The sequence below is a fragment of the Pseudomonas sp. D1-1 genome (assembly GCF_051132225.1).
Classification (GTDB): domain Bacteria; phylum Pseudomonadota; class Gammaproteobacteria; order Pseudomonadales; family Pseudomonadaceae; genus Aquipseudomonas.
On sequence record NZ_CP071676.1, the window covers coordinates 14,789 to 35,408 of the forward strand.

Annotated in this window: 20 protein-coding genes; 10 read left to right on the top strand and 10 right to left on the bottom strand. The window is 61.2% G+C overall.

Annotation, left to right across the window (positions count from 1 at the left end):
- Entirely contained in the window at positions 1 to 1,401 is a 1,401-nt protein-coding gene (gene lpdA / locus J3P86_RS00070; protein WP_434626848.1) for a dihydrolipoyl dehydrogenase, read from the bottom strand.
- Between the two features lie 219 nt (positions 1,402 to 1,620).
- Here lpdA and hflK (J3P86_RS00075) point away from each other — a divergent pair, with 219 nt between their 5' ends.
- The 5 genes from hflK (J3P86_RS00075) (at position 1,621) to cfaB (ending at position 8,951) form a co-directional block, all read left to right on the top strand.
- Positions 1,621 to 3,579, top strand: a complete 1,959-nt coding sequence (gene hflK / locus J3P86_RS00075; protein WP_434699184.1) for a protease modulator HflK — start codon at positions 1,621 to 1,623, stop codon at positions 3,577 to 3,579.
- Entirely contained in the window at positions 3,576 to 4,613 is a 1,038-nt protein-coding gene (hflC, locus tag J3P86_RS00080; RefSeq protein ID WP_434699185.1) for a protease modulator HflC, read from the top strand. Before hflK (J3P86_RS00075) ends, hflC begins: the two co-directional genes overlap by 4 nt.
- Entirely contained in the window at positions 4,610 to 5,662 is a 1,053-nt protein-coding gene (gene hflK / locus J3P86_RS00085) for a protease modulator HflK (RefSeq protein ID WP_434626842.1), read from the top strand. Before hflC ends, hflK (J3P86_RS00085) begins: the two co-directional genes overlap by 4 nt.
- Positions 5,659 to 7,569, top strand: coding sequence for a heavy metal translocating P-type ATPase (locus J3P86_RS00090; RefSeq protein WP_434626840.1), 1,911 nt, complete (start codon positions 5,659 to 5,661; stop codon positions 7,567 to 7,569). Before hflK (J3P86_RS00085) ends, J3P86_RS00090 begins: the two co-directional genes overlap by 4 nt.
- A gap of 194 nt (positions 7,570 to 7,763) precedes the next feature.
- Positions 7,764 to 8,951, top strand: a complete 1,188-nt coding sequence (gene cfaB / locus J3P86_RS00095; protein ID WP_434699186.1) for a C17 cyclopropane fatty acid synthase CfaB — start codon at positions 7,764 to 7,766, stop codon at positions 8,949 to 8,951.
- Here the strand turns inward: cfaB and cls are convergent.
- Entirely contained in the window at positions 8,948 to 10,387 is a 1,440-nt protein-coding gene (gene cls, locus J3P86_RS00100; RefSeq protein ID WP_434626838.1) for a cardiolipin synthase, read from the bottom strand. The genes cfaB and cls overlap by 4 nt on opposite strands.
- Before the next feature lie 141 nt (positions 10,388 to 10,528).
- On the opposite strand from cls, the gene J3P86_RS00105 reads away from it, so the two are divergent.
- Positions 10,529 to 11,050 (top strand): DUF3617 domain-containing protein, encoded by a 522-nt coding sequence (locus tag J3P86_RS00105; protein ID WP_434570647.1) that lies wholly within the window; start codon positions 10,529 to 10,531, stop codon positions 11,048 to 11,050.
- Between the two features lie 14 nt (positions 11,051 to 11,064).
- Here J3P86_RS00105 and J3P86_RS00110 read toward each other — a convergent pair whose 3' ends face one another.
- The 5 genes from J3P86_RS00110 to J3P86_RS00130 all read right to left on the bottom strand — a co-directional run bounded on the left by J3P86_RS00110 (position 11,065) and on the right by J3P86_RS00130 (position 14,879).
- Positions 11,065 to 11,940, bottom strand: a complete 876-nt coding sequence (locus J3P86_RS00110; protein ID WP_434570646.1) for a metal ABC transporter substrate-binding protein — start codon at positions 11,938 to 11,940, stop codon at positions 11,065 to 11,067.
- Positions 11,941 to 11,951: 11 nt separating this feature from the next.
- Complete coding sequence (locus tag J3P86_RS00115; RefSeq protein WP_434699187.1) at positions 11,952 to 12,818, bottom strand: metal ABC transporter permease; 867 nt, start codon at positions 12,816 to 12,818, stop codon at positions 11,952 to 11,954.
- Entirely contained in the window at positions 12,818 to 13,486 is a 669-nt protein-coding gene (locus J3P86_RS00120) for a metal ABC transporter ATP-binding protein (RefSeq protein ID WP_434626833.1), read from the bottom strand. Before J3P86_RS00120 ends, J3P86_RS00115 begins: the two co-directional genes overlap by 1 nt.
- Positions 13,483 to 14,379, bottom strand: coding sequence for a GTP cyclohydrolase FolE2 (folE2, locus tag J3P86_RS00125; RefSeq protein ID WP_434699188.1), 897 nt, complete (start codon positions 14,377 to 14,379; stop codon positions 13,483 to 13,485). The genes J3P86_RS00120 and folE2 overlap by 4 nt, the downstream gene beginning before the upstream one ends.
- A gap of 107 nt (positions 14,380 to 14,486) precedes the next feature.
- Positions 14,487 to 14,879, bottom strand: coding sequence for a glutamine synthetase (locus J3P86_RS00130; protein ID WP_434696314.1), 393 nt, complete (start codon positions 14,877 to 14,879; stop codon positions 14,487 to 14,489).
- 135 nt (positions 14,880 to 15,014) lie between these two features.
- Here J3P86_RS00130 and zigA point away from each other — a divergent pair, with 135 nt between their 5' ends.
- The gene (gene zigA / locus J3P86_RS00135; protein WP_434699189.1) at positions 15,015 to 16,223 is read left to right on the top strand and encodes a zinc metallochaperone GTPase ZigA; all 1,209 of its coding nucleotides are present in this window, start codon (positions 15,015 to 15,017) and stop codon (positions 16,221 to 16,223) included.
- Positions 16,223 to 16,864, top strand: coding sequence for a DUF1826 domain-containing protein (locus J3P86_RS00140; protein WP_434699190.1), 642 nt, complete (start codon positions 16,223 to 16,225; stop codon positions 16,862 to 16,864). The genes zigA and J3P86_RS00140 overlap by 1 nt, the downstream gene beginning before the upstream one ends.
- On the opposite strand, the gene J3P86_RS00145 is transcribed toward J3P86_RS00140, so the two are convergent.
- Complete coding sequence (locus J3P86_RS00145; RefSeq protein WP_434699191.1) at positions 16,861 to 17,214, bottom strand: NADH:ubiquinone oxidoreductase; 354 nt, start codon at positions 17,212 to 17,214, stop codon at positions 16,861 to 16,863. The two genes, J3P86_RS00140 and J3P86_RS00145, sit on opposite strands and share 4 nt — an antisense overlap.
- 27 nt (positions 17,215 to 17,241) lie before the next feature.
- On the opposite strand from J3P86_RS00145, the gene J3P86_RS00150 reads away from it, so the two are divergent.
- Positions 17,242 to 18,222: a CobW family GTP-binding protein gene (locus J3P86_RS00150; RefSeq protein ID WP_434699192.1), complete on the top strand. Its 981-nt coding sequence runs from the start codon at positions 17,242 to 17,244 to the stop codon at positions 18,220 to 18,222.
- A gap of 12 nt (positions 18,223 to 18,234) precedes the next feature.
- On the opposite strand, the gene J3P86_RS00155 is transcribed toward J3P86_RS00150, so the two are convergent.
- A complete protein-coding gene (locus J3P86_RS00155) occupies positions 18,235 to 18,657 on the bottom strand; it encodes a DUF3301 domain-containing protein (protein ID WP_434699193.1) in 423 nt (140 codons plus the stop codon).
- A gap of 119 nt (positions 18,658 to 18,776) precedes the next feature.
- Here J3P86_RS00155 and pdxY point away from each other — a divergent pair, with 119 nt between their 5' ends.
- A complete protein-coding gene (gene pdxY / locus J3P86_RS00160; RefSeq protein ID WP_434699194.1) occupies positions 18,777 to 19,649 on the top strand; it encodes a pyridoxal kinase PdxY in 873 nt (290 codons plus the stop codon).
- Positions 19,650 to 19,900: 251 nt separating this feature from the next.
- Here pdxY and J3P86_RS00165 read toward each other — a convergent pair whose 3' ends face one another.
- Positions 19,901 to 20,386 carry an acyl-CoA thioesterase gene (locus J3P86_RS00165; RefSeq protein ID WP_305497705.1) on the bottom strand — a complete coding sequence of 162 codons (486 nt, stop codon included), beginning with the start codon at positions 20,384 to 20,386 and terminating at the stop codon, positions 19,901 to 19,903.
- Positions 20,387 to 20,620: the final 234 nt, after the last annotated feature.

Genomic DNA, 20,620 nt, shown 5'->3' on the forward strand with positions numbered 1-20,620 from the left:
CTACATCTGCGTCGCCATCCCCTCCACGTTCATCGCTGCTTGGCGCAACGCCTCCGAGCGAGTGGGGTGAGGGTGGCAGATCAGAGCGATGTCCTCGGCCGAGGCACCGAATTCCATCGCTACGCAGTACTCTCCGATCATCTCGCTGACGCTCGGGCCTACCAGATGCACGCCGAGAATTTCGTCGGTGCGCTCGTCAGCCAATACCTTGGCGAACCCCTCGGTTTCATGATTGATCTTCGCCCGGCTGTTGGCGGTGAACGGAAATTTCCCGACCTTGTAGGCGCGGCCTTCGGCCTTGAGCTGCTCTTCGGTCCTGCCGACGCTGGCCAGTTCAGGGCGGGTATAGATGACGTTGGGGATCAAGTCGTAATTGACCTCGCCGGCCTTGCCAACAATCTGTTCGATGCAGGCCATGGCCTCGTCTTCGGCCTTGTGCGCAAGCATCGGTCCGGACGTCACGTCGCCGATCACCCAGAAGCCGGGCGCTTTGGTGCGGTGGCGCTGGTTGGCGAGCATGCCGCGTTGGTCGGTCGCCAATCCTGCATTTTCCAGCCCCAGGCCTTGGGTATAAGGCCGACGGCCGATGGCAACCAGTACGTAGTCAGCGTCCAGGGTTTGCGCCTCGCCTCCGGCCGCGGGTTCAATTTGCAGTTGCACGCCGCTCGCCGAGGAAACGGCGCGGGTCACCTTGGCGCTCAGCTTGAACTGGATGCCCTGCTTGGCCAGGGCCCGCTGCAGGGTCTTGCCGGCTTCGCCGTCGACGCCTGGACAAATGCGATCGAGGTATTCCACGACGGTGACCTCGGCACCCAGGCGCCGCCAGACTGAACCGAGTTCAAGGCCGATGACGCCAGCGCCGATCACCACCAGGTGCCGAGGCACTTCGCTCAGGGACAACGCACCGGTGGAATCGAGAATGCGCCGGTTATCGATGTCGACCCCCGCCAGTGGCGTCGGCTCGGAGCCGGTGGCGATGACGATGTCCTTGGCACTCAGTTCGGTCTTGCCACCGTCCTCACCGGTGACGGTGACTTTGCCGGGGCCGTCGATATGGCCCCAGCCCTTGATCCAGTCAACCTTGTTTTTGCGAAACAGAAACTCGATGCCCTTGGTCAGGCCCGCGACGCTTTCATCCTTTTGTTTCATCATTTGTGCGAGGTCGAGGGTGGGGCTGACGTTGATGCCCAGCTGGGCGAATTCCGCGCCCTTGGCTGCTTCGTACAGTTCGGAGGCGTGCAGCAACGCCTTGGAAGGCATGCAACCGACGTTCAGGCAAGTGCCGCCGAGGGTGGCACGGCCTTCCACGCAGGCCGCCTTCAACCCCAACTGTCCGGCCCGGATCGCTGCGTTATAACCGCCGGGGCCGCCGCCCAGAATGATCACGTCGTAATTGCTCATTACCGTCTTCCTCATGTCTGGAAAATTATGACCATAATATGAGCGTTGTCGCGAATAACGGTCAAGGCTTAAGTCAAGCGTTCGCCGCAGGGTTTGCCATGAAGAATTCAAAACGGAAATTTCACAGCGTTGGTTATAAGGTAACGACATGTAACGGAGCGATGCGGTGACGTAGGCCTCGCGTGTCCGGTTCTCGAATGCCACAAGCAGTGGAGTGACATGCAAGTCGATCTGGAAATAGACGGGGCACACGTGGCCGACTGGCCGCGCTTCCAGCGCGCCGCATTCCAAGGGCTGCGCTTGAAGCGGATCGCGCTCGTACTGGGCGGCCTCGCGGGGCTGGGGCTGGTGTCGGCGTTTTTCATCGGGCTTTTTTCGCCACAATCGATATGGTCGGCGTTGCTGGTGAGCCAAGGCGCGGCTTTATCGGTGCTGGTGGCCGGATTGCAATCGGCCTGGTGGATCACGCAATGGCGTAGCAAGGCCCTGCTGCCGATGGTGGATATCCTGCCGGTCGAAGACGAGCCTGTTGATAACTCGGGTTGGTACGAGCGCCTGCTTGAGCGGATCAGCGCGCGCTGGATCGGTCTGCTGCAGCAAATCGGCGGACCGCTTCTGTGGCTTGCCGGCTGGGCGCTGCTGTCGTTGCTGGTTCTGGAGAAAACCTGGGACTTGGCGTTGCCTGCCGCTTCGCTTGGCGTGGCGGCCAGCGTCGGCGCGGTGCTTTCGTTAGTGCTGGCGTTCGGGTTGCTGGTGCTCGAGCGCCAACTGGCTCAACAGTCGCCGATCGAATGGCCCGAAGCCGCGCCGCTGGCGCAACTGACACGGGTGCCGATCATCGTGCTGGTACTGGCTGCCGTGTGTCTGCTCTTCGCCGGGGAGGCGTCCCTCTGGCCGGTACGCCTGGCGGTGCTGATCGGATTGTTGCCGGGCCTGGTGGCGGTGGAGTTGTTGCTACGCGCGCTGCTGGCGTTATTCAGCCCGCGCCGGAACACCTTGGAACCGGCGCTTCTGGGACGCAGTGTGGTCGCCGATCTGCTGCGCTGGCCGCCGCGACCGCTGTTGGCCTTGCAGCATGAGTTGCACAATCGTTTTGGCATCGACCTGCGCCAGATCTGGGCGTTCAGCTACATGCGCCGGGCATTTGTTCCGGTGCTGGCATTGGTGGCGCTGGTCGGGTGGCTGCTGACCGGCGTGCATGAGGTGCCGCTGCAAGGGCGCGGCATCTATGAACGTTTCGGCAAGCCGGTACAGGTCTTTGGTCCGGGCCTCCACGCGGGTTTGCCATGGCCGTGGGGCAGGGTATTGAGCGTCGAGAACGGTGTCGTCCACGAGTTGGCTACCAGCGGCGACGGCAAGACGGCCTCGGTCGCGGAACCGGCAGAGGGACCGGCTCCGGCTATCGCCAATCGGTTGTGGGATGCCAGCCACGTGAATGACAAATCCCAGGTCATCGCCAGCCGTCGCGCGGATCAGCAGAGCTTCCAGATCGTCAACATGGACGTACGCTTCGTCTATCGCATCGGCCTGACGGATGCAGCGGCGCTGGCGGCGACTTACCACAGTGCGGATGTGCCGACGCTGATTCGCAGCACGGCCAGCCGCGTCCTGGTGCATGAATTTGCCTCGCGCACGCTGGATGGCTTGCTGGGCGCGGACCGTGTCAGCCTGGCGGAGGAAATCGGTCGCGCTGTACAGGCCGATCTGCAATCGCTCGACAGTGGCGTAGAGATTCTTGCGACAGTGGTCGAGGCGATCCATCCGCCGGCCGGCGCAGCCAATGCCTACCACGGTGTGCAAGCGGCGCAGATCGGTGCCCAGGCGTTAATCGCCCGCGAGCGTGGCGCCGCTGCGCAGCAGGTCAACCAGGCGCAACTGCAAGCAAGCACCGCCAACGACCAGGCCCAAGCCACGGCGCGAGAAATCAACGCCACTGCCCAAGCCGCCGACCTGCGCTTTCGCGCCGAACGCCAAGCCTACGCGACGGCTGGCCATGCCTTCGTGCTGGAGCAATACCTCGGTCAACTGAGCCAGGGCCTCGGCAGCGCCAGCTTGCTGATCCTTGACCATCGCCTGGGCGGCAACGCCAACGCCCCGACCATTGACCTGCGCACTTTCACGCTGCCGGCGGATCCCGCATCGCCAAACCAACCTGTCCAGCCAGGAGCTGCCCATTGAGCCAGTCCTCTTCCCATGGTCATCACGACCATGCCGGTCACGATCACGGTCATGCCGGGCATCATCACGGACATCACCACCATCATGGCGATCCGCAGCAAGCCGGCCCGTTTCCGTGGCGGCGGATGTGCTGGGCCGCGCTGCTGGTGGCGTTTGCCGTTGCGGCCGCCAGCCTGGTACAGGTGCGTTCGGGGGAGGCCACTGTCATTACCCGTTTCGGCAACCCGGCGCGGGTACTTTTGCAACCCGGCCTGGGCTGGCGCTGGCCGGCACCTTTCGAGGCGGCGATCCCGGTAGACCTGAGGTTGCGCACCACCTCCAGCGGATTGCAAGACGTCGGTACGCGCGACGGTCTGCGGGTCATCGTCCAGGCCTATGTGGCGTGGCAGGTCCAAGGTGACCCGGACCATGTGCAGCGCTTCATGCGCGCCGTGCAGAACCAGCCGGACGAAGCCGCGCGGCAGATTCGCACCTTCGTCGGCTCGGCGCTGGAAACAACGGCGGCCAGTTTTGATTTGGCAAACCTGGTCAATACCGACGCCAGTCAGGTGCATATCGCCGATTTCGAAGCCCAGTTGCGTCAGCAGATTGAGCAACAATTGCTCGCCACTTATGGCGTTCGGGTTTTGCAGGTGGGTATCGAACGTCTGACGCTGCCCTCGGTGACGCTCACCGCGACCGTGGACCGCATGCGTGCCGAGCGTGAAACCATCGCCACGGAGCGCACAGCCATCGGCAAACGCGAAGCGGCGCAGATTCGCTCGGCGGCCGAACGCGATGCGCGGATCATGCAAGCTGATGCCACGGTTAAAGCAGCCAGTATCGAAGCGCAGTCCCGCGTCGAAGCAGCTGAAATCTACGGCAAGGCCTATGCCGGTTCGCCGCAGCTTTATAATTTGCTGCGCTCGCTGGACACCTTGAACACCATTGTCGGCCCCGGCACCAAACTGATCTTGCGCACTGATGCGGCACCGTTTCGCGTTCTGGTGGATGGTCCACCCGCCCTGGAGCCTAAAGGTGGAACACAACCATGAGCGTGGTTCCACGTGGAACAAATGAGTTATCCAGCCCGTGGATTCAGGCCGGGCGTCTGGCGTTCCTCGCGCTTTATGCTGTGACTGTCCTGGCGGCGTTGGCCTGGGCATTTTCCAATGTGCGGCAAATTGATCCGCAGAGCCGGGCGGTGGTTTTGCACTTTGGTGCGTTGGACCGAATCCAGAACGCCGGTCTGTTATTGGCGTGGCCGCGTCCCGTGGAACAAGTGATTTTGCTGCCGGCGGCAGACCGGGTGCTGGAGCGCCGGGTGGAAAGTCTGCTGCGTTCGGATGCGGCCTTGCAGGCTGATCGCGTCGCCAGTTTTGCCACGCCGGTCAGCGATGAACTCGCGGGCTCCGGTTATCTGTTGACCGGCGATGCGGGCGTGGTGCAACTGGATGTGCGGCTCTTTTACAAGGTCATCGAGCCTTATGCGTTTGTCCTCCAAGGCGAACATGTATTGCCAGCGTTGGACCGGTTGGCGACGAGAAGTGCCGTGGCGCTTGCCGCGGCGCGAGACCTGGACACCATTCTGGTGGCCCGCCCCGAACTGATGGGTAGCGATACCCAGGCCGCGGAGCGACGTGAACGCTTGCGTGGCGACCTGGTGCAGGGCATCAATCGGCGCCTGGCTGACCTGACCGCGACAGGGCAGGGCTTGGGGATCGAAGTGGTGCGGGTCGACGTGCAATCGAGCCTGCCGGGGCCGGCGGTGAGCGCATTCAATGCGGTGCTGACGGCCAGCCAGCAGGCCGACAAAGCGGTCGCCAACGCCCGAACCGAGGCGGAGAAACAGACCCAGGCTGCCCGCGAGGAAGCCGACCGTGCGTTACAAGTCGCCCATGCCCAGGCCAGCGAACGACTTGCCAAGGCGTCGACCGATACAGCCTCGGTGTCGGGGCTGGCGAAAACCCAGGACAGCGATCCGCAGCTGCTGCAGCGTCTGTACCGCGAACGCATGCCCGGGATTCTTGGTCGGGCTGGTTCCGTCACCACGGTCGACCCGAAAGACGATTCTCGTCTGATCATCCAGGGAGGCGGGCAATGACCGCGCAGAGTATCAACATGCCGATGCTGTCCACCGCCGAGCAACGCTCGGCCGCTCGACAACTGACCCTGGCGATGCTCGCCCTCGGCTTGCTTGCCCTGGGCCTGGCCTGGCGCGTCTGGTTGCCGGAGCAGGGTACCGTCAGCCAACTGCTGTTGGGGTTTGCCTCGCTGTTGGTCGCGGTGCCGGTGATGCGCTCGGCCTGGTACAGCCTGCGTTATCCAAGCCTGCATGGGATTACCGATCAATTGATCGCCCTGGCGATGCTGGGGGCCTGGGCTACCGGCGACCTGCTGACGGCGGCGCTGTTGCCGATCATCATGATTTTCGGCCATGTGCTGGAAGAGCGCAGCGTCATCGGGTCCCAGGAAGCGATCGATGCCCTTGGCCAACTGACCCGCAGCCAGGGCCGCAAAGTGCAGGCTGATGGCTCGATCATCGAAGTGGACAACGCTACGTTGCGACCCGGCGATGTAGTGGAAGTCCGCGCCGGCGACCGGGTGCCCGCCGATGGTCGGGTGTTGTCCGGCCAAGCGAGCCTCGACACCGCGCCCATTACGGGTGAGTCGGTGCCATTGGAGGCGGTGGCGGGTGTTGAAGTCTTTGGCGGCGCGATCAACCTTGACGGTCTGTTGCGCCTGGAAGTGACCCGCACCGGCGATGAATCGACGCTGGGCAAAGTCATCGCGCTGATGCAGAACGCCGAGCGCTCGAAACCGCCAATCACTCGTTTGCTTGAACGCTACGCCGGAAGTTATCTGGTGCTGGTGTTGTTGCTGGCGGCGGTTACCTGGTTTGTCACCAATGACGCCCAGGCGATGTTGGCGGTATTGGTGGCGGCGTGTCCCTGTGCCTTGGTGTTGTCAGCCCCAGCGACGGCCATCGCCGGGATTGCGGTGGCGGCGCGCCACGGCATCCTGATTCGAAGCTCAGCTTTTCTCGAGGAGCTGGCGGACCTCACCTCGTTGGTCATCGACAAGACCGGGACCCTGACCTACGGCACCCTGCGTCTGCAATCGATCGAAAGTACCGAGGACGACCCTGCCGCATTGCTGCCATTGGCCGCGAGCCTCGGATCGGCCAGCAGTCATCCGGTCAGTCGTGCCTTGGCGGGGCTGGTGACAGCGCAAGATTATCTGCCGCTGACCGATATTCACGAGCGCCAGGGCCTCGGGGTAGTTGCCATGACAGGGCTGGGGGAGGCCGCCCTTGGCCGACCCGAATTGTTTGCCCGGTTGGGCATCGAGACACCGACGGTTCCCAGTCATGACGGCCCGATCGCCGGCCTGGCACTGGACGGGCAGTTTCGCGCCTGGCTGCTGCTGGCCGACAGCGTCAAGCCGGAAGCGCGGGTGGCCATGACCGAATTGCGGGCGCTGGGGTTGGGACGCCAGTTATTGCTGACGGGGGATCGCCAGAGCGTGGCCGCCGCCCTGGCGCACGATGTCGGTATCAGCGAGCTGCAGGCACAGGCGCTGCCGGAGGATAAGCTTGACCGGGTCATGGTCGAAATCGACCAGGGTTTCCGTCCGATGGTGGTGGGTGACGGGATCAACGATTCGCTGGCGCTGAAAGCCGGTGTGGTGGGCGTGGCGATGGGCGCGGGCGGTGCCGATATCGCCCTGGCGTCGGCGGATATCGTGCTGATCGGGAGTGATCTGCGACGTCTCGGAACTTGCGTGCGGTTGAGTCGCCAGTGCCGACGCACGTTGCAGGTCAACGTGATCATCGGCCTGGGCTGGACGCTGGCCATCGTCGCTTTCGCCGCGTTCGGCTGGCTCGGAGCAGCGGGGGCGATGATCGCCGCGTTGCTGCATAACCTGAGCACATTGCTGGTGCTGGGCAATGCGGGACGACTGCTGCGGTTTCACGAGCCCTTGGCGAAGATCCAGGCGAGTAGCCGCTGACGACCCCCGAGCGAACTGTAGCCTGCACCCGCAGTCTCTAGCGAGAGGGCCCACCAATCCACGCAGTCACCGCTCAGGCGGTAGATGGAAGACGATAGAAAAAGGCTATAAATTCGATAGCCTGCTATTTTCCCACGATGGTCTACCCTCATTTCAGACGTCTGAAACAATCTGAAACATGGGGAGGTTATTACATGCTGGCTCAACTTCCACCGGCCTTGCAGAATTTGCACCTGCCGCTTCGGTTGCGGCTCTGGGACGGCCATGAATTCACGCTGGGTGCCGATCCCAGCGTCACGATTGTGGTAAAGGACCCACAAATGGTCGCGCAATTCACCCATCCCAGCCTGGATGCCCTGGGAGCGGCGTTTGTCGAAGGCAAACTCGAACTGGAGGGCTCGATCAACGAAGTCATCCGGGTGTGTGACGAGCTGAGCCAGGCTCTGGTGGACGAAGACGAGAGCCATCTGCCGGTGCGTGCGGTGCATGACAAGGAAACCGACGCCAAGGCCATCTCCTATCATTACGATCTGTCCAACGCGTTTTATCAACTCTGGCTCGACAGCGACATGGTGTATTCCTGTGCGTATTTCGAGACCGGCAGTGAAACCCTCGAGCAAGCGCAACAAGCCAAATTCCGCCATCTGTGCCGCAAGCTACGCCTGCAACCCGGCGATTACCTGCTGGACGTCGGATGCGGCTGGGGTGGTCTTGCGCGCTTTGCCGCACGGGAATTCGGCGCCAAGGTCTTCGGCATTACCCTGAGCAAGGCGCAGCTTGCGTTGGCGCGGGAGCGGGTAAAGGCCGAAGGCCTTGAGGACCAGGTAGAGCTGCAACTTCTGGACTACCGGGACCTGCCCCAGGATGGCCGATTCGACAAAGTGGTCAGCGTCGGCATGTTCGAACACGTCGGGCATGCCAACCTGGCGCAGTACTGCAAGACGCTGAACGGCGCGGTGCGTGAGGGTGGGTTGGTGATGAATCACGGGATTACCGCCAAGCACACCGACGGGCGTCCGGTAGGTCGCGGCGCGGGTGAGTTTATCGAAAAGTATGTATTCCCGAACGGTGAGTTGCCTCATCTGTCGATGATTTCCGCCGAGATCAGCGAAGCGGGGCTGGAAATTGTCGATGTGGAAAGCCTGCGCATGCATTACGCGCGCACTCTCGACCATTGGAGCGAGCGCCTTGAGGACAATCTCGAAGCCGCTTCCAGGGAAGTGCCGGAACAGGCGCTGCGGATCTGGCGTCTTTACCTGGCCGGCTGCGCCTATGCATTCGCCAAGGGCTGGATAAACCTGCATCAGATCCTCGCGGTGAAGGCCCACGCCGATGGTAGCCATGAGCTGCCCTGGACCCGCGACGACATCTACACGCCTTAAAGAATCGGCGAAATCAGCCGGGCGATCCGCATTCCGACCTTTTGCAGGCGGTGGGTTTCCCGGCTTTCCCGTTTGGCCACTTCGTGGGCCTGGGCGAAGTCCTTTTCGAGCATCTGCTCGACTTCGCTGGCAAAGGCCATGTCGACGGTCAGCAGCATGACTTCGAAGTTCAGCCGGAACGAACGGTTGTCCAGGTTCGCGCTGCCGATGGCGCTGATTTCCCGATCGATCAGCACCACTTTCTGGTGCAGGAAACCCGGCTCATAACGAAACACCCGCACGCCGGCGCGCACCGCTTCGAACGCATAGAGACTGGACGCAGCGTAGACGATCCGGTGGTCCGGTCGCGACGGCAGCAGGATGCGCACGTCCACGCCACGCAGCACGGCCAGGCGCAAAGCCGCGAAAACCGCTTCGTCGGGAATGAAATACGGCGTGGTTATCCAGATGCGTTCGCTTGCCGCATGAACGGCTTCGACGAAGAACAGCGAGCAGGTTTCGTAGGCATCGGCGGGACCGCTGGCTAGCAGTTGGCAGAGCACTCCATCGTCCGGATAAGCGTCCGGCAGAATCAGCGGCGGCAGGGAACGCGCCGCCCAGAACCAATCCTCGGCGAAGGACTCCTGCATGCTCGCTACCACTGGGCCGCGTACCTCTACATGAGTGTCGCGCCACGGTGCGAGGGGTGGTTTTTCCCCCAGGTATTCATCGCCCACGTTGTGCCCGCCGACGAACCCCAGGACGCCGTCCACGGCGACGATCTTGCGGTGGTTGCGAAAGTTGACCTGGAACCGGTTGAGCCAACCGCTGCGAGTGGCAAACGCTTTGACGTGAACGCCACCGTCGCGCAACGCCTGGACATAACGATGGGGCAGGGAATGGCTACCGATACGGTCGTAAAGCAGGTACACCGCCACACCTTCAGCGGCTTTCTTCAGCAGCAACGCATGCAAGCGCTGACCGAGCCGGTCGTCGTGGATGATGAAGAACTGCACCAGAACCGCTTCGCGAGCACTCTCGATGGCCTGGAAAATCGCTTCGAACGTAGCTGGGCCATCAACCAGCAGACGCACCTGATTGTTTGCCAGACACGGCGTGCGTCCCAACTTCGGCATGGCTCGTAACGAGGCGTAGGCCTGGGACGCGCGAGCGGCCAGCGCTTCTTCGACCCAGGGGCGCCAGTTGAGCTCGGAGATCGCCTTGCGCATTTCCTCGTTGGCTTGTCGACGTGCCTTGATGTAGCCGTCGAAGGTGCTGCGGCCGAAGACCAGGTAAGGAATCAACGTCAGGTAGGGGATGAATACCAGCGACAGGGCCCAGGCAATCGAGCCCTGGGCGGTACGCACCGTCAGCACCGCATGGACGGCGGCGATGGAGCCGAGGGTATGGAGCAGCGCGATCAGGTAACCGAAAACATGCGGGCCAAAAAAATCCATGGGGCTGCCTTGCTCCTGAAACTTCAATGCTTAACAGACCATGTTCCAGGGCGAATGTCGCTATTTAATTCACTCGGCGCGTGTCTGAACCGAAGCCTGAAGGCGGCGTCTAACGGCCACTTGTCCTCTGGAGTTTGTGCAATGAATGTTCGTCTGCTGGGTTTGGCCTTGGCCGTTGGCTTGTCGGTTCCTGTGGCGGCTCAGGCGCAGATGCTTCAACCAGGCTTGTGGGAATTGACGACCAGCAACATGAAAGTCGACAACCAGAACCTGCCGGACCTGCAATTGATCCTTGGTCAATTGCAGAACCAGATGACGCCTGAACAGCGGGCAATGCTCGAAAAGCAGGGCATCACCATGGGGGGCAAGGGGATTCGGGTGTGCCTGACTCCGGCACAGGTGCAGACCAATGACATCCCGCTGCAAGATCCGCAATCAGGCTGCAAGCAGCAGATCACCGAGCGTACCGGCAACCAGTGGAAATTCCGCTTCAGTTGCCCGAAAGCCCAGGGCAACGGTATCGCGACATTCCAGAGCGATCGCGAATTCACCACCAAGGTCAATGGCACGTTCAACGCCACGGGTATCCAGCAGAACGGCAGCCTGGACACCCGCGCCGTATGGCTGGGGCAGGATTGCGGGACGGTCAAGCCAAGGGCTTGAACAGCGGCCTGTTATCAGGGCCGCCCCAGTGCCTCGTAGAGTGTGTTGAGGTTGTATTCGAAGAGACCGGTAAAGGTGCTGGCCGGTCCGCTGGCGGCGAGGGCATCGGAGTACAGCGTGCCACCGATGTGCGCGCCGCTTTCGTCGGCGATCTGCTTGAGCAGGCGCGCGTCCTTGATGTTTTCCATGAACACGGCTTTGACTTTTGCCTGACGAATCTGGGTGATCAACGCAGCGACTTCCGCGGCTGACGGTTCACGCTCAGTAGACAACCCTTGCGGCGCCAAAAACTCGATACCATAAGCCTGGCCCAGGTAACCGAACGCATCATGGGACGTGACGATTTTGCGATTGCCCGGTGGCAACGCAGCGAACTTCGCCTTGGCTTCGGCGAGTAGTGCATAAATCTTCTTCAGGTACGCCTGGCTGTTACGTTCGTAGTCGGCCTTGTTCGCCGGGTCGGCCGCCTCCAATGCCTTGGTGATGTTGCCGACATAAAGCACGGCGTTGGCGAGGTTATGCCAGGCGTGCGGGTCGGGAATGGTCTCGCCATCTTCTTCCAGCGAGCGTGGAATCACGCCGCGGCTGGCACTGATGACCGGGGCACCGGTTTCGGTGCTGGTCACCAGGCGATCCAGCCACGGCTCGAAGCCCAACCCGTTCTTGATGATCAGTTTCGCCCCGAGCAATGCCTTGGCGTCGTCCGGCGTGGGTTCATAGGTATGTGCGTCAGCGTCAGGCCCTACCATGTTGGTGATCTGGACATGCTCGCCGCCGACTTGTCGGGTCATGTCGGCAAGGATGCTGAAGCTCGTCACCACCTTGAGTTTTTCAGCAGCAGACAGGGACATGGACAGCATCAAGCTGAATATCAGGAGCAGGGCGCGCATCAGGTAACACCTCATTGGGATGTAAGCAGGGGCGGGCGGCGCAGCAAGCCGTGCACCGGACCGAATACCACGGACAACAGATATGACGCGCCCGCCACCAGGACGATGGCCGGCCCGCTGGGCAGCGAAAAATAGAAGGACAACAGCAGGCCCAGCCACACCGAGAGACAACCGAGCAATGCAGCGACCAGCATCAACATCGGCAGGCGACGACTCCAGAATCTCGACGCGGCCGCCGGCAACATCATCAGGCCGACCACCATCAACGCGCCGATGGCCTGGAAGCCGATGACCAGGTTCAGCACCACCAGGGTCAGGAATACGCCGTGGGCCAGTGGACCCAGACGGCTGACGGTTTGCAGAAACAGTGGGTCCAGGGTGTCGAGTAACAGCGGGTGGTAAATCAACGCCATCGCCACCAGACTGGCCGCCGAAACCCAGAGCATGCCGGTGAGTGTCGGGCCGTCCACCGCCAACGCCGAGCCGAATAACAGGTGCAGCAGGTCCAGGCGTTTACCGGCCATACCGAGGATCAACACCCCGGCGGCGAGGGAGATGGGGTAGACCGCCGCCAGGCTGGCATCTTCCCGCAGGCCGGTGCGGCGGGTGACCCACGCCGCCAGCCCGGCCATGCTCAAGCCGGCGCCCAGGCCACCCACCGTCAAGGCTGGCAGGCTCAGACCGGCGAACCAGAAACCCAGGGCCGCGCCCGGCAAGATGCCGTGAGCTACCGCATCTCCGATCAGACTCATGCGCCGCAAAATCAGGAACACGCCTAGCGGAGCCGTGCTGCATGCCAACACCAATCCGCCCAACAAGGCCCGGCGCATGAAGACAAATTCCTGGAAGGGCTGCCAGAAGTGGGTGGCGGTAAGCATCAAGCGACCTGTGTGTAAGGCGTCGGGGCGATCAATTCGGCGCTGCGACCCAATACGCAGCCGGACGGATTGATCAGCAAGGTATGGGGAATGTGTTGATGCACCGCAGCCAAATCGTGACAAACCACCACCAGGGTGCGCCCTTCGCGATGCCATCGCTGAATGTTGTCCCACAGCAGTGCCTGGCCTTTTTCATCAAGGGCTGCGTGGGGTTCGTCCAGCAACAGGAGTGGCGCTTCGGTCAGGCTCAGTCGCGCGAGCAGGGCCCGTTGCAACTCGCCACCCGATAACGCCATCAGCGGACGGTGTTCCAGACCGCTCAAGGCCCAGTCGTCGAGAACCGCCTTGAGTCGTTGGTTGCGTGCGGCAGGTTCCTGTCGATTACCCCAGGAACCTGCTGCCACCAATTCCTGCAGACTGATGGGAAATTGCCGATCCAGGTGCTGCTGTTGAGGCAGGAACGACACGCCGCCGCGCCGTTGAACGTTGAGCGAGACCTTCCCCGTCAGTGGCTTCTGTAACCCGGCGATAACTTTCAGCAGGCTGCTTTTCCCTGATCCGTTGGCGCCAATGATTGCGGTCAGGCTGCCCTCCGGGCGCTCCATGTGCAGAGGTGGAGTGAGAGGGTGCCCGGGGATACCCCAACTCAATCCCTGGCAACGAATCATGATTCCTCCCGTTGCCAATGGCTTTGGGCGACGGCATCGTGGGCGTGCAGGCTTTCCGCATGAACGACTCGTACGTCAAGAGAGGAAATCCAGGGCAGCGGCCTCAGCGCTATATTCAAGCGCCGCGCGGCATCTTCGCAGAACATCAGGTTCTGCCCATTGGCGAGCGCGAAGGCTTGTTCATCGACGCGTTTGACGGCAGTTTGGACAGCGGTGCCGAGCGCCGCCTCCGCCTCGTTGATCAGCGGCAACACCGGAAACTCATTGAGCTTCGCGTCCAAGCGCAGGTTCAGGATGGCTACGCTGCGCTGGCTATGAGGGGTGGCCACGATACCTTTCTGAGAACCTAGCCACGCGAGAACTTCAGCGTGCTCCAGATTTGTATTCGCGAAATCGTCGAGGAATTTCTGCTGGATCAATTGCCGCGCCAGCGCTGCCGAACAAGGGCAAGTAGACGAGTAAGGAATTTCGATTTGAAGTTCCACGTGGAACACTGAGTGTTTAAGGCGGGCTTCGATAACGATGGGATAACGCTTCCAGCCGGCGAGTGGGCTGATCAAAGCGGGGCGCTTGTACATCAGATCGGTGCGCAGGGTCAGTGAAGCACTCCGGGACAAACCCTCATGACTATCCAGAAACTCTTGCAGGATCCGGCGTAACAGGTCCGGAGAAAGCGCGGTGTATTCAAGCTTTTCGAGTGCCACATACAAGCGCGACATATGGATGCCACGCGCTTCGCCATCATCGAGACTGACGCCCGCATCGGCAGAGGCGCTCAAACGCTGGCCATCCAACAGCACCGGCACGGCGATGCCGCACATGCCCACCCAATCCAACGGCATGGCTTGACGAGACGCCTGCGCCGCAATGTCCGGCAGAGTTAACGCGTTCATTTTCAAGGTCCAAGAGAGAATCGTTTTTAATGTTATAGTATAACAATAAAATCGACGAGACCTTTTTCATGAATAGAGTTTCATCTCCGATGGTTCCACGTGAAACGTCAGCGTGGAGACTCCTGACAGCCGTTCATGCGTCCGCACATAAAACTTCCCTTGGTACCGCCAGAACTGGAAAAACGGTTGATTGTCGTCCAGCCCACACGGCGACTGTATCCAACCCAAGCTTCGCCATCGGAGGCCAGTCCAGTGAAGAAGGTCAGTTGGCCGTAACGGCTGTTTGTCTGGGCCCAGTAGCGGTGGCCAGCCACCTCATATCCACGCAGATAAATTGTATTGCCAGCCGTAGCGACGCTGTAGGCATTGCCCTGTCCATCTACGCAGGCCAGCACATTAGCGCTGCGAGTGCAGTTGCCCAACAAAGCGCCTTGCGCCGAAACGCCCGCCGCTATCAGCAGCAGTGGCGCTGCGACCAGGTATCTGAAGAGGGTGAGCATTTTGTAGGAGCCCAGAAGCAGAAAAGGGTTGGCTGTACTTGAGTGTAATACTATAACATTAAAAGCTGCCCCCTTTAGCCGAACCCAAACCTGATACGAGCCACAGAAGCGGCCGCCCCGATGAGGATAAACCTGATGCCCAACCGTCTCCCCGTTACCGTGCTGTCCGGATTTCTCGGGGCTGGTAAAAGCACCTTGCTCAATCATGTGTTGCGTAATCGCGACAACCTTCGCGTTGCCGTCATCGTCAACGATATGAGCGAGATCAACATCGATGGTAGCGAAGTGCAGCGAGATGTCACCCTCAATCGCGCCGAAGAACGGTTGGTCGAAATGAGTAATGGCTGCATTTGCTGCACGCTGCGCGAGGATCTCTTGGAGGAAGTGGGCAAGCTTGCCAGGGAAGGCCGCTTCGATTATCTGCTGATCGAATCCACGGGCATTTCGGAGCCGATGCCGGTCGCCGAAACCTTCACCTTTCTTGATGAAGAAGGGCGCAGCCTGGCGGACGTTGCGAGGCTCGACACGATGGTGACAGTGGTCGATGGCGTGAATTTCCTCAAGGATTACCAGGCCGCGGAAAACCTTTCCACCAGGGGCGAAACCCTCGGAGAAGAAGATGAGCGCTCGATAACCGATTTGCTGATCGAGCAGATCGAGTTCGCCGACGTGATCCTGATCAGCAAGATTGATCTCATAAGCCGCTCCGAACGAGAAGAGTTGAGCGCAATTCTGTCGCGCCTGAATGCCCAGGCGCAGGTTATTCCCATGGTCATGGGGCAGGTACCGCTGGGGCAGATCCTTGATACGGGCCGCTTCGATTTTGAACGCGCGGCGCAGGCGCCCGGTTGGCTGCGGGAGTTGCGCGGCGAGCATGTGCCCGAAACCTTGGAGTACGGCATCGCATCGACTGCTTACCGCGCCCGTCGCCCTTTTCATCCCCAACGATTCTTCAACTTTATCGACCGCCCATGGACCAATGGAACACTCCTGCGCTCCAAAGGTTTTTTTTGGCTCGCCAGCAAACATGAGGAAGCCGGCAGTTGGTCTCAGGCCGGCGGGTTGATGCGTCACGGCTTCGCCGGGCGCTGGTGGCGGTTCGTGCCGAAAAGCCAGTGGCCGCAGGATGAGGAGAGCATCGCCGCGATCATGAAAAACTGGCTGGCGACCTCCGGTGATTGCCGCCAGGAGCTGGTATTCATTGGTCAGAATATAGACTTCGCGCTGCTCGCCACCGAACTGGACGCTTGCCTGCTAACAGACGCGGAGATGAGCCTGGGCATCGAGCGCTGGCGGCAGTTGCCAGACCCGTTCGGCCCGTGGCATGACGAGGTTGCGGCGTGATGCTGGCGCCTCGTCTGAAGCAGCTGCGTCAGGTCCACGGAGATACGCCGCTTACCTTCGCGCAGATTCTGGATGACGACACCAACCTGGCCGTGTGGCAGCGTCACCTCCCGGCACATATCGGCGATTTTGCGGCGATGCTGCTTTCGATGGGCCAACCCCTGGCCGAGTCGATGGTGCTTGAGTTGCCGGGCGAGGATACGCAGCCGGTGTTGCATGGCCTTGCCTCGGGTTTCGGCGATCTGCACGGATATGAAGGGTTCGTCGCGGATGTCGCCTGGCTGGTCAGTGCGTTTGCCTGTCTCCTCGGTGCCCGGCGCGTCGGTCTGCGCTTACGAGCGTTGGATAATGCAATGTGCCCACGTTTTCACGTCGACCATGTGCCGGTGCGGCTGATCACCACCTATGCCGGCGTCGGCAGCCAATGGCTCATGGAAGGCGTCATGGACCGTCGACGATTGGCCCAGCCTGAAGCAGAGCCTGCCGACGCGAGTCTCATTCAGCAGATGCGCAGTGGCGATGTGGCGCTGCTCAAAGGTGAAAAGTGGCAAGGCAATGAAGGTCACGGGCTGATCCACCGCTCACCGCAATTGGCGCCCGGCGAACGGCGTTTGATCCTTTCGCTGGATTGGCTGGCCTAAGGCTTGAGCCAGTGTCCCTGGCTTTGGCTTTCGCAAAAGGGTTTCAGGTAAGCCGCATCGGTGGCTACGCCGTAATAGTGAATATCCTGGCGATAAGGCATATTGGCGACCTGGGCGTTGCTGCAAATGCCAAATGCGCCGCCAGGGCATTGATCGACATACTGCACGTCGACTTTCTGTCCGGCCAGGCTGGGTTGGCAGAAGCCGTCGGCGAACAGTTTTTGCGGAATATTGCGGTTCTGCTGGCAGACTCTGACATCGAGCCGTTCCGCCTGGCTGTGCACTACACACGCCTGGGCCAAAGCCTGGTTCGAGGTCAGCAGCAGTAACAGCCAACCGATCATTCGCATTTAAACCTCCGTCGAAAGCTATCGATCATGTTGCAGAACATACCCACCCATGTGATTGCCGGCCCTTTGGGAGCAGGCAAGACCAGCCTGATCAGGCAATTGCTGGCTCAGCGTCCGGCTGATGAGCGGTGGGCCGTGCTAATCAACGAGTTCGGCCAGATCGGCCTGGATGCCGCGCTGCTGACCCAGGCCGCCGATGGTATCGCATTGGGCGAAGTGGCCGGGGGCTGTTTGTGTTGCGTCAATGGAGCGCCGTTTCAGATCGGCCTTGGCCGTTTATTGCGCAAGGCGCGGCCGCACCGTCTGTTCATCGAACCCTCCGGGCTGGGTCATCCGGCGCAGCTCTTGCGACAGCTGAACGAAGCGCCCTGGCTTGGCGTGCTGGCGATCCAGCCTTGTGTGTTGGTCCTGGATGCCCAGGCAATGGCGAACGGCAAGCCGTTGCCCGATGCGCAACGACAGGTCCTGGCTGACGCCGGCTTGCTGGTGCTGAACAAGTCCGAAGACCTTAACGACGCCGATCGCGTGGGCATTACTTCCCAATTGCCCGAGATTGCGCTGTATTGGACCCATCAGGCTGCGTTGCCGATTGATCGGCTGCCCGGCCTGGCGAATCGCGGCGACGGAGCTGCGGATAACTTGGCTGTGGATAACTTGAATGTGCCCAAGAGCCTGGGGCAGATACCGGCCATCTGGAGTGACCCGACGTTGCCGATCTGTCTGCATCAGCAGCAGGGCGAAAGCTGGAGCATCGGTTGGCGCTGGCATCCGGACCAACGATTCGACGTCGGGCAGCTGTCTCGATGGCTGCACGGCAAAGACTGGAAACGCGCGAAGATGGTTATCCACAGCGAGGGCGGTTGGGTTTCCGCCAATGCGTTGGACGCAGGGCCGCTGGAGTGGCAAGCGAGCGAATGGCGACAGGATTCGCGAATCGAACTGATCTTCGCCGAACCCCAAGACGTGGGAATCCTTCAAGCGGGCCTGGCGAGCTGCCGCCACCCTTAAGTCAGCCTCGTTTCAGGGCTTCCATTTATTATGTTCCTGACGCCACTGGCTCAGCTCGATAACCTCGGCCCGGGGCCGGGTCTGGACCGGTTCGATGGGCGCCTGCGCGGTTTCTTCGAACGGCATCGGATAGGGTGCCAGTTCGATGTTTGCACTGTGGGCGCCGAATTGAGTGATGGTGCCGGTATGACGCGTCTCGCCCGTCACTGTGAATTCGAAGTTATAGACACGTGCCAGGCGCCGTCGCCCGCTGCCGTCTTTCACAAACCCGATCTTGCGCAGCGCCACGTTGCCATCCAGCAGCTCGATCTTGAGATTGGCGCAGTGTTGTATGACCCTCGCCAGAGCCCGTTCGCGCAAGCCGTGGTTGTGCCACAGCCAGGCGCCACCGGTAGCCAGCAGCATCAGCACGAAAATGTTTCCAAGGGTCAGCATGAACGAAGTGCTCCAACAAGTTGCCGTCAGCTTAACTGCGTCGCCGGTCTGTCGTACAGGCTGCGTTTAGTCGCATACTGCGCCGCTTGAATTTCATTCGTTTTACGGAAGCTTCCTGCATGAAACGTACGCCTCATCTGCTTGCCATCCAGTCCCATGTGATATTTGGTCACGCCGGCAACAGTGCTGCCGTGTTTCCAATGCAGCGGGTCGGCGTCAACGTATGGCCGCTCAATACCGTGCAGTTTTCCAATCACACCCAATACGGGCAGTGGGCCGGAGAAGTGTTGGCGCCTGCTCAGATTCCACTTCTCGTTGAGGGGATCGCGGCCATTGGCGAGCTGGGCAATTGCGACGCGGTGCTGTCCGGTTATCTGGGCAGCGCGGCCCAGGGGCAGGCGATCCTGGCGGGCGTGGCGCGGATCAAGGCTTGCAACCCCAAGGCGCTGTATCTGTGTGACCCGGTCATGGGGCATCCGGAGAAGGGCTGCATCGTGGCGCCCGAGGTGAGCGAGTTTCTGCTGGAAGAGGCCGCTGCCGTAGCGGACATCATGTGTCCGAACCAGTTGGAACTGGACAGTTTTGCCGGGCGCAAGGCGCAATCATTGTTCGATTGCCTGGCCATGGCACGTGGGCTGTTGGCTCGTGGACCGAAGGTGGTGCTGGTCAAACACCTGGCTTACCCCGGCAAGCCCGACGACAGCTTCGAGATGTTGCTGGTCACGGCTGACGGGGGCTGGCACTTGCGTCGTCCATTGCTGGCGTTTCCCCGTCAGCCGGTAGGGGTAGGTGACCTGACCTCGGGGATGTTCCTGGCGCGGATACTGTTGGGCGACAGCCTGGTGGCAGCATTCGAATTCACCGCTTCGGCGGTACACGAAGTGCTGCTGGAAACCCAGGCGTGTGCCAGCTACGAGCTGCAACTGATCCGTGCCCAGGATCGTATCGCCCACCCGCGCGTGCGCTTCGAGGCCACGCCGATCAGCCTTTGACGCACGCAAACTGTCGGGAGCGAGCCAGACTGATGTCTGGTGCCCCTGTGGCGAGGGAGCTTGCTCCCGCTCGGCCGGTCCGACGTCTCGGGCGCAGCAGTCGCGAAACCGGCTGATGCGGTCTGCCTGCAGGAATGCCAGGGCCTGCTACGCAGGCCAGCGGGAGCAAGCTCCCTCGCCACGGGATTTCGGTTGCCTGGGCTGATGCTATCGCGAGCAGGCTCGCTCCCACAGTTGGTTTTCGGTGGCCTTTACGGCCCGTCCGCCTTGATTTCCTGATAGCGCCGTTCCAGCTCCTGGCGGATCTGCCGACGCTGCTGGGCTTGTTCGTAGCGGCGCTTCTCCTCACTGTTCTGCGGGTGCAATGGCGGGACGGGCGCAGGTTTGCGTTGGTCATCCACGGCCACCATGGTGAAAAAGCAGCTGTTGGTATGGCGCACCGAGCGTTCACGAATGTTCTCGGTCACGACCTTGATGCCAACTTCCATCGACGTGTTGCCGGTGTAGTTCACCGACGCCAGGAACGTCACCAGCTCGCCGACGTGGATCGGCTCACGAAAGATGACCTGGTCGACCGAAAGCGTCACCACGTAGCGCCCGGCGTAACGGCTGGCGCAGGCATAGGCAACTTCATCGAGGTATTTGAGCAAGGTGCCGCCATGGACATTGCCAGAGAAGTTGGCCATATCGGGGGTCATCAACACCGTCATCGACAGCTGGGCGTTTCCGGGTTCCATAACGTTCTCACGGTTCAAGGCAGCAATTTCGGGGAGGCGCCTCTGCGGGCGTTGGGTTGTGGCCACTCGTTTTCCAGCCACCCATATCGGGACGCTGCGCCGTTGCTTGCCGTCACGCTTGGGTGGATCTGTTTCCATATATTGCACTGTCTTTTTGCAGGAAGTCGCGGTGTTAACCTGCAAAAGCCCGTCAACTTAGGCATTTCCTACAAAAGGACCGGAACCGCCCGACTC